The organism is Mesorhizobium sp. M7A.F.Ca.US.014.04.1.1 (genome assembly GCF_003998745.1).
Classification (GTDB): domain Bacteria; phylum Pseudomonadota; class Alphaproteobacteria; order Rhizobiales; family Rhizobiaceae; genus Mesorhizobium; species Mesorhizobium ciceri.
The window spans coordinates 1-5,032 of sequence record NZ_RZRW01000429.1 but is presented as its reverse complement, the minus strand read 5'-3'; the positions used below and the strand labels follow the sequence as shown (position 1 = coordinate 5,032).

The following is a 5,032-nucleotide window of genomic DNA, read 5'->3' as shown; positions in this document are numbered from 1 at the left end:
ATCTCGACACCGTCAAAGGTGAAGTGACCGGCATTCTCGACCGGTTGAAACGCGAGCGGACAAAATTCGACTATGAAATCCGCGACCTGATGGAAGTGCTGCCGCTGATGACCGAGCGCGACGCGCCGGTGGTCAAGGCGGTTGCGCAAGGCATCATGGCGATCTTCGACCGCGAACCCGATTATGTCATTTCGCCCGGCACCTATGACCAGAAGCACATAGCTCGCATCGGCCATATCTATGATTGCATCGCTTATGGGCCTGGCATTCTCGACCTCGCCCACCGGCCGGACGAATGGGTCGGCATATCGGACATGGTGGAATCGGCCAAGGTGATGGCGATAGGGCTCAACGTGCTGCTGCGCGGCACAGCCACGGGATAAGGTGTGCACCGCGACAAGCTTCGACTGCCGATGCGGTCGCCAGGACAAAAACATTCCCGGCCACGCCAAGGGGCAGAACGAAACGCAATTTACTCCGTGGCGAAATCACGCTTCTATCACTCGGGTTCGAGCACGTGTCTGAACGCATGGGGAGTTGCACGATGAAATTGTGGAAAACCATTCTGGCGGCCGCGGTGCTGTCGCTGGCCGCCGGCACCTCTGCGTTCGCCGCGCGAACCGACCTGGTCATCGGCATTCCGCTCGAACCCCCGCATCTCGATCCGACCGCCGGTGCCGCCGCAGCGATCGACGAGGTTCTCTATGCCAATGTGTTCGAAGGCCTGACGCGCATCGGGCCGAATGGCGAGGTGCTCCCGGATCTGGCCGAAAGCTGGACCATTTCCGATGACGGCAAGGTCTACACCTTCAAGCTGCACACCGGCGTGAAATTCCATGACGGCACCGACTTCGATGCCGCCGACGTGAAATTCTCGCTCGACCGGGCGCGAGCCGACAACTCCGTCAACGCGCAAAAGGGCCTGTTCGCCGCCATCGACAAGGTCGACGTCGTCGATCCGGCAACCGTCAAGGTCACGCTGAAGAACCCGCAGGGCTCGTTCCTCTACAATATGGGCTGGGGCGACGCGGTGATCGTGGCGCCGGAATCTGCCGACACCAACAAGGAGAAACCGATCGGCACCGGCCCGTTCAAGTTCCAGAGCTGGGCCAAGGGATCGTCGATCACGCTGGTCAAATCGGACAATTACTGGGGCACGCCGGCGTCGCTCGACAAGGCCGAGTTTCGCATCGTGCCGGATGCCGCGGCCTATGTGCCGGCGCTGCTCTCGGGCGACATCCAGGCTTTCCCGTTCTTCGATGCCGACAGCGTCGCCCAGGTCAAGGACGACCCGCGCTTCAAGGTGGTGATCGGCGCGACCGAGGGTGAGACCATCCTGTCGATCAACAACAAGAAGCCGCCTTTCGACAAGCTGCAGGTGAGGCAGGCGATCTCTTACGCGCTCGACCGCAAGGCCATCATCGACGGCGCCTCGGCCGGCCTCGGCCAGCCGATCGGCTCGCATATGTCGCCGGCCAACAAGGACTATGTCGACCTCACCGGCCGCTACCCGCATGATGTCGCCAAGGCCAAGGAATTGCTGAAAGAGGCAGGCCTCGAGAACGGCTTCAAGGCGACGCTGAAACTGCCGCCGCCCACCTATGCCCGTCTCGGTGGCGAAATCATCGCCTCGCAGCTTCGCGACGTTGGCATCGATCTGGAAATCATTCCGGTCGAATGGGCACAGTGGCTGGACCAGGTGTTCACCAAGAAGGATTACGACCTGACGATCGTCTCCCACACCGAGCCCAACGACATCGATATCTATTCGCGCAAGGATTATTACTTCAACTACGACAACCCGGCCTTCGACAACGTGATTGCCGATCTCGGCGTCACCTCCGACGAAGCCAAGCGCAAGGAATTGCTGGGGCAAGCGCAGAAGATCCTGGCCGACGATGCGGTGGTCGGCTTCCTCTATGAATTGCCGAAGATCGGCGTCTGGGACGCCAAGCTGCAAGGGCTGTGGGAAAACGCCCCGATCCAGGCCAATGATTTGACCAAGGTGAAGTGGAGCGAATGATCCCCCACCTTCCATGACCGCCTACCTCCTAAAACGCCTCGCCATCGCCATCGCCACGCTGGTGCTGGCTTCCATGGTGGTGTTCGCCGTCCTGGAGGTCCTGCCCGGCGATCCGGCGCGGCTAATGCTGGGCCTGAATGCCAGTGCCGACCAGGTCGAGTTGCTGCGCAACCAGATGGGCCTCAACGCGCCGCTGGCTTGGCGCTATCTGCACTGGGCGGGCGGCCTGCTCAGCCTCGATTTCGGCCGCTCCTACACCTATTCGGTGCCGGTCATCGGTCTGGTTCGCGAGCGGCTGGCCGTCTCGCTGCCGCTGGCGCTGATTGCGCTTGCGCTCTCCACCCTCATCGCGATTCCCGTCGGCCTGTTTTCCGCCAGCCGGCGTGGACGGGCCGGTGATACGATTTCCATGGGCGCCGCACAGCTTGGCGTCGCCGTGCCCAATTTCTGGTTCGCGCTGATGCTGATCTATGTCTTCGCCGTCTGGCTGCGGCTGGTTCCTGCTGGCGGCTTTCCCGGCTGGAGTGCCGGCGTCTGGCCAGCCTTGAAGTCGCTGCTGCTGCCGGCGTTGGCGCTTGCCTTGCCGCAAGCCGCGATTCTGGCGCGCGTCACCCGCTCGGCGCTGATCGAGGTGCTGAACGAGGACTATATTCGTACCGCCCGCGCCAAGGGTCTGCCCTACCGAGCTGTGCTGTGGCGGCACGCGCTGCGCAACGCCATGATTCCGGTGCTGACCATTCTGGGCCTGCAGTTCGCCTTCCTGCTTGCCGGCACCATCATCATCGAGAATGTTTTCTATCTGCCCGGCCTCGGCAGGCTGGTGTTCCAGGCCATCACCCAGCGCGACCTGATCGTCGTCGAAAGCGTCGTCATGCTGCTGGTCGCCGCCGTCATCGCCGTCAATCTGCTGGTCGACCTTTCCTATGCGGTCGTCGATCCGCGCCTGAGAAGCCGGCAATGACACTGCACATCGACATATCAGAAGAGACGTTCGGCAGCATCCTGAGCAAGGCGTTCGGGAATACCGCCTTCGTTGCCGGTTTCGTCATCACCCTGCTGATCCTGGCAATGGCTGTCGTCTCCTATGCCTGGACGCCCTATGACGTCACGAAACTGGTGATATCGGATAAGACGCAAGCGCCCTCGCTGGCGCACTGGTTCGGCACCGACCATTTCGGCCGCGACATCCTGTCGATGGTCATGGTCGGCGCCCGCAATTCGATTGCCGTGGCGCTGGTCGCGGTCGGCATCGGCATGGGGGTCGGCGTGCCGCTCGGCGCCTTTGCCGCGGCACGCGGCGGCCCCGTCGACGAGGCGCTGATGCGGCTGAACGACCTCGTCTTCGCCTTCCCGGCTTTGCTGTCGGCGATCATGATCACCGCCATCTTCGGACCGGGCGCCGTCAACGCCATCATCGCCATCGGCATCTTCAACATCCCGGTCTTTGCGCGCGTCGCCCGGGCCGGCGCGCTGGCGATCTGGCCGCGCGAGTTCATTCTCGCCGCACGCGCCGCCGGCAAGAGCAGCACGCAGATCACAATCGAACATGTGCTGCCCAATATCGCCACGCTGCTTCTGGTGCAAGGCACCATCCAGTTCGCGCTGGGCATCCTGGCCGAGGCCGGGCTTTCCTATCTGGGCCTGGGTGCGCAACCGCCAATGCCGAGCTGGGGCCGCATGCTGTTCGACGCGCAGACCCGCATGGTGGTGGCGCCATGGATGGCGATCTTTCCGGGCATGGCGATCGTTGTCGCCGTGCTGGGGCTGAACCTCCTGGGCGACGGCATCGCCGACATCCTCGATCCGAAATCGCGGCGGCAGCGATGAGCCTGCTCGACATCGAGAACCTGTCGCTGACCATCGGCGACACGCAGATCCTCAAGGGTGTGGAGCTTTCCGTCGCGCCCGGTGAGGTGATGGGGCTGGTCGGCGAATCCGGTTCCGGCAAATCGATGACCGCGCTGACGGTGATGCAGCTTCTGCCCCATGCCGCGCGCGCCAGCGGACGTGTCACATTCGACGGCATCGACATCCTGGCAGCAACCGAGGACCAGATGTGTGCGCTGCGCGGCGACGACATCGGCATGGTGTTCCAGGAGCCGATGACCGCGCTCAATCCGGTCAAGACCATCGGCGAGCAGGTTGCCGAAGGCATACGCTGGCACACCAGGGCCAGCCGCGCCGAGGCCGAAGACCGGGCGCGAAAAATGCTCGACCGTGTCGGCTTGCCCGAAGCGAAATTCCCGCTGTCGCGCTATCCGCACGAACTGTCGGGCGGCCAGCGCCAGCGCGTCGTCATCGCCATCGCCTGCGCGCTGAAGCCGAAGCTGCTGATCGCCGACGAACCGACGACGGCGCTCGACGTGGTGCTGCAGGCACAAATCCTCGACCTTTTGCGCGACCTCGTCGCGGAGAGCCGCATGGGCCTGCTCCTGATCTCGCATGACCTCGCCGTGGTGACCGAGATGGCTGACCGCATCACCATCCTGCGCCGCGGCGAGGTGATGGAAGCCGGCGACACCGCACGCACGCTATCCGAACAGCTCCACCCCTACACGCGCCAGTTGGCGCAGGCCTCGATGCATGTGCCGGCGCGCGCCAGGCCGCATGGCATCGAGACGGGCCGCCCTTTGCTTCAGGTCGAGGGCGTGACCCGCGACTATCCCGGCCGGCGCACTTCGCTGTTCAAGCGCGCGCCTGGTATCCGCGCCGTCGACGACGTCTCGCTGTCGATGGCGCCGAGTCAGTCAGTGGCACTGGTTGGTCGCTCCGGCTGCGGCAAGTCGACGCTCGCCCGCATGATCCTGGCGCTGGATCGGCCGACATCGGGCTCGATCCGGTTCCGCGGCGGGACCATAACCGGCAAGAGCGAAGCCGAGCTGAAGCCGGCGCGACGCGATATGCAGGTCGTTTTTCAAGATCCCTATGGCTCCTTCGACCCGCGCCAGAAGGTGAAAAAGCTGGTTGCCGAACCCCTGCATGTGCTGGAGAAAAAGCCGACGCGCGCCG

The 5,032-nt window shown here is 63.7% G+C and carries 5 protein-coding genes; all 5 read left to right on the top strand.

Features of this window, described 5'->3' with window-relative positions; translation table 11 throughout:
- On the top strand, positions 1-383 hold a 383-nt coding region (locus EOA22_RS24125), incomplete at its 5' end, for a M20/M25/M40 family metallo-hydrolase (RefSeq protein ID WP_127390263.1).
- A gap of 161 nt (positions 384-544) precedes the next feature.
- Entirely contained in the window at positions 545-2,023 is a 1,479-nt protein-coding gene (locus EOA22_RS24120) for an ABC transporter substrate-binding protein (protein ID WP_063168180.1), read from the top strand.
- Between the two features lie 13 nt (positions 2,024-2,036).
- Complete coding sequence (locus EOA22_RS24115) at positions 2,037-2,984, top strand: ABC transporter permease (RefSeq protein ID WP_063168181.1); 948 nt, start codon at positions 2,037-2,039, stop codon at positions 2,982-2,984.
- Entirely contained in the window at positions 2,981-3,850 is an 870-nt protein-coding gene (locus EOA22_RS24110; RefSeq protein ID WP_063168182.1) for an ABC transporter permease, read from the top strand. Before EOA22_RS24115 ends, EOA22_RS24110 begins: the two co-directional genes overlap by 4 nt.
- On the top strand, positions 3,847-5,032 hold a 1,186-nt coding region (locus EOA22_RS24105; protein ID WP_164755771.1), incomplete at its 3' end, for an ATP-binding cassette domain-containing protein. The genes EOA22_RS24110 and EOA22_RS24105, both read left to right, overlap by 4 nt.